Origin of the sequence: Brasilonema bromeliae SPC951, from assembly GCF_012912135.1 — a bacterium.
GTDB lineage: Bacteria > Cyanobacteriota > Cyanobacteriia > Cyanobacteriales > Nostocaceae > Brasilonema > Brasilonema bromeliae.
Genome location: NZ_QMEB01000368.1, coordinates 1 through 3,304, shown reverse-complemented (window position 1 = coordinate 3,304; position 3,304 = coordinate 1). Strand labels below are relative to the sequence as shown.

Here is a 3,304-nt window from a genome sequence, read left to right as displayed (position 1 = left end):
GGCGGACTCTTGAATTTCGCGGAACAGCGTTAACACTCCCTAGGGGATTTTGCACTTTGCGCCTTGTTTGAGAGCAAAAGAAATTCCCCTCTGTACCATCCAGATAGAGGGGAAGCTAAAGGTCAGAAGATATCAAAATCAAAAACTTTAACCGAATTTACCAGCGTTTCCGGCAATGAGGAATGCTGCGTAGGTCAAGATGTATCCAACTGTGAAGTGAGTCAGACCCACCAACCAACCTTGGACGATGGACAAAGCAACAGGCTTATCCTTCCAGCGGACTAAATTTGCCAATGGAGTGCGTTCGTGTGCCCAAACTAGAGTTTCAATCAACTCTTGCCAGTAACCTCTCCAAGCGATGAGGAACATGAAACCCGTTGCCCAAACTAGGTGCCCGAAGAGGAACATCCAATCCCAAACAGCTAGGTTAGTTGTACCGAAGGGGTTGTACCCGTTCATGACTTGAGCGGAGTTAGCCCAGAGATAATCTCGCAGCCAGCCCATGAGATATGTAGAAGATTCATTGAACTGAGCCACATTACCTTGCCAGATTCCTAAATGCTTCCAGTGGAAGTAGAAGGTGGCCCATCCAACAGTGTTAAGTGCCCAGAATATAGCGAGGTAAAACGACTGTTCCCAAGAGGAAGTTTGGCAAGTACCACCCCGACCTGGACCGTCACAGGGGAAAGTAAAACCGAAATCCTTCTTATCGGGCATTAACTTGGTACCACGAGCATCCAACGCACCCTTAACACAAATGAGCGTGGTGGTATGCAAACCCAGAGCAAAGGCGTGGTGAACCAAGAAATCGCCAGGACCAATGGTTAGGAACAGGGAGTTAGTACCGTTGTTAATCGCATCCAGCCAACCTGGTAGCCACAAGTTTGCGTGGTTAGGCCAAGCAGTGTGTGCAAGGCTATCTGGATTAGATAACAGTACATTCATGCCATACAGCGCCTTACCCTGAGCAGCTTGGATAAACTGAGCAAACACTGGTTCAATCAAGATTTGCTTCTCAGGAGTTCCAAAAGCAACGACTACGTCGTTGTGGACGTACAATCCCAGAGTGTGGAAGCCTAGGAACAGAGAAACCCAACTCAGGTGAGAGATAATCGCTTCTTTGTGCTTTATGACCCGGTCAAGTACGTTACCCTTATTTTGCTCTGGATCGTAATCACGTATCCAGAAAATTCCAGCGTGGGCGAAAGCACCGACCATGAAGAACACAGCGAGGTACTGGTGGTGAGTGTAGAGACACGCCTGGGTCGTGTAGTCCTTAGCGATGAAGGCATAAGGAGGCAAAGCGTACATATGCTGCGCCACCAAGGAAAGAGCAGTACCTAGCGCTGCCAGGTGAATAGACAACTGGAAGTGCAGAGAGTTGTTGTAGGTATCGTACAGTCCTTGGTGAGGCAGGTTGAATTGACCTTCAGTTTGGATACCAAAGAAGTTCTTGGCGTTGAGCATCTCTTTGATGCTGTGACCAATCCCAAAGTTAGTGCGGTATTGGTGACCGGCGATGATAAAGATGACTGCTATAGCCAAGTGGTGGTGTGCCATATCCGTCAGCCACAGCGATTCAGTCTGTGGATGGAACCCACCCAAGAATGTCAGAATTGCAGTTCCTGCACCTTGAGATGTACCAAATATATGCTCACCCGTATCTGGGTTCGCAGCGTAGGCACCCCAATTACCAGAGAAGAATGGTCCCAATCCCTGCGGATGTGGTAGAGTCGTCAGGAAGTTATTCCAGCCAACGTGAATACCACGAGATTCGGGGATTGCTACGTGAACCAAATGTCCTGCCCATGCCAGAGAGCTAACACCAAACAAACCTGCTAGGTGGTGGTTCAGACGGGGTTCTGCACTCTTAAACCAAGCTAAGCTAGGACGGTACTTGGGCTGTAAGTGCAACCAACCTGCAAACAGGAACACTGCTGCTAACAGCAGGAGGAACAATGAACCTATGTAGAGATCATTGTTCGTCCGCATACCGATGGTGTACCACCAGTGATAAACACCAGAGTAAGCAATGTTAACTGGATAGTTAGCGCCGCCTTGGGTAAAAGCATCTATTGCTGGTTTACCGAAGTGGGGGTCCCATATCGCATGGGCGATTGGGCGAATATGAACAGGATCTTGCATCCACTGTTCAAAGTTACCTTGCCAGGCTACGTGGAACAACAAGCTTGATGCCCACAGGAATATGATTGCCACATGACCGAAGTGAGTTGCAAAAATCTTTTGGTAAAGATTTTCTTCTGTGATGCCATCGTGGCTTTCAAAATCATTTCCTGTTGCGATCGCGTACCAAATCCGACGTGTCGTCGGATCCTGTGCAAGATCCTGGTTAAATTTAGGATATTTTACTGCCATGTATTTTACGAACATCCTCCCCTAAACGCTTATTCAGGTTGCTAGTTTTAATCAGCTAGCAACACAGCAAATTGAAAAAACAGTCTTTCAGCCTTAATCGGAGGTCAATCTCATAAAAAAAGAAGCGTAAGTATGAGGAGAAAACTCGTTTTCTTGGAAACATGCCAATGCATGCAAAAATAAAGTTTTCTTCCTGCCTTTTCATCCTCAGTTGGTATGATGCTTTCAACTTTATATGAGTCATAAACAAATTATCTACTAAAACAACCATTGCATCTCTTACTAAAGAAAGAGATTAGTATGAAATTTGCTTGTCATCCTCAATACAACCAAAATATTACAGATTGTTAATAGAGTCTGAGGTAGGAAGAAAGTGCATATAATAAATGAAGTTTTCAAGCTTCTATTGCCAAGGTTTCACCACCATCTGCACTGCTAGATGAATACGCTAGCCAGATCCTAAATAATTGGAAAATCAATTATTTAAAAATGTATTCTCTGGCTTTGAGTCCAAACTCCAGTTGTTATCGGGTTGCGCGTTTTGTAAAGATTAGTGCGTCCCCATATAACCACATCCATTTATACCTCTGTACGACAGAAGCAATTGGTTGTTCGCCGAATGATACCCAAACTCTACACAAGATTGGATGAAGTCCGGTAGCGTTGCTCGTCCATGCTCCAAACTTCGATTTCAGCGCTTGGATATCGAGCTTGAAGAAATTTGAGCCTCAAATCGAGTTTTTTTTCCAATTTTCTTGCTCAACTGGGTCAGCACAGCCATGTTATGGTCGAGGAACACGTAGGCGAAATGTCATTTGTTTGAGGTATTTCCATCCTCTATGCTTGAGGTATTTTTGTCCATCCTCACCCTACTAGGTCATCAAGTTTGAATTGAGGGATAAAGTCGCTTCAATTTAATGCGAGCATC

Annotated in this window: 1 protein-coding gene; it reads right to left on the bottom strand. The window is 45.4% G+C overall.

The genetic code is table 11. From position 1 onward, the window contains the following. Positions 1–147: 147 nt before the first annotated feature. Positions 148–2,376: a photosystem I core protein PsaB gene (psaB, locus tag DP116_RS27605; protein WP_169158166.1), complete on the bottom strand. Its 2,229-nt coding sequence runs from the start codon at positions 2,374–2,376 to the stop codon at positions 148–150. Positions 2,377–3,304: the final 928 nt, after the last annotated feature.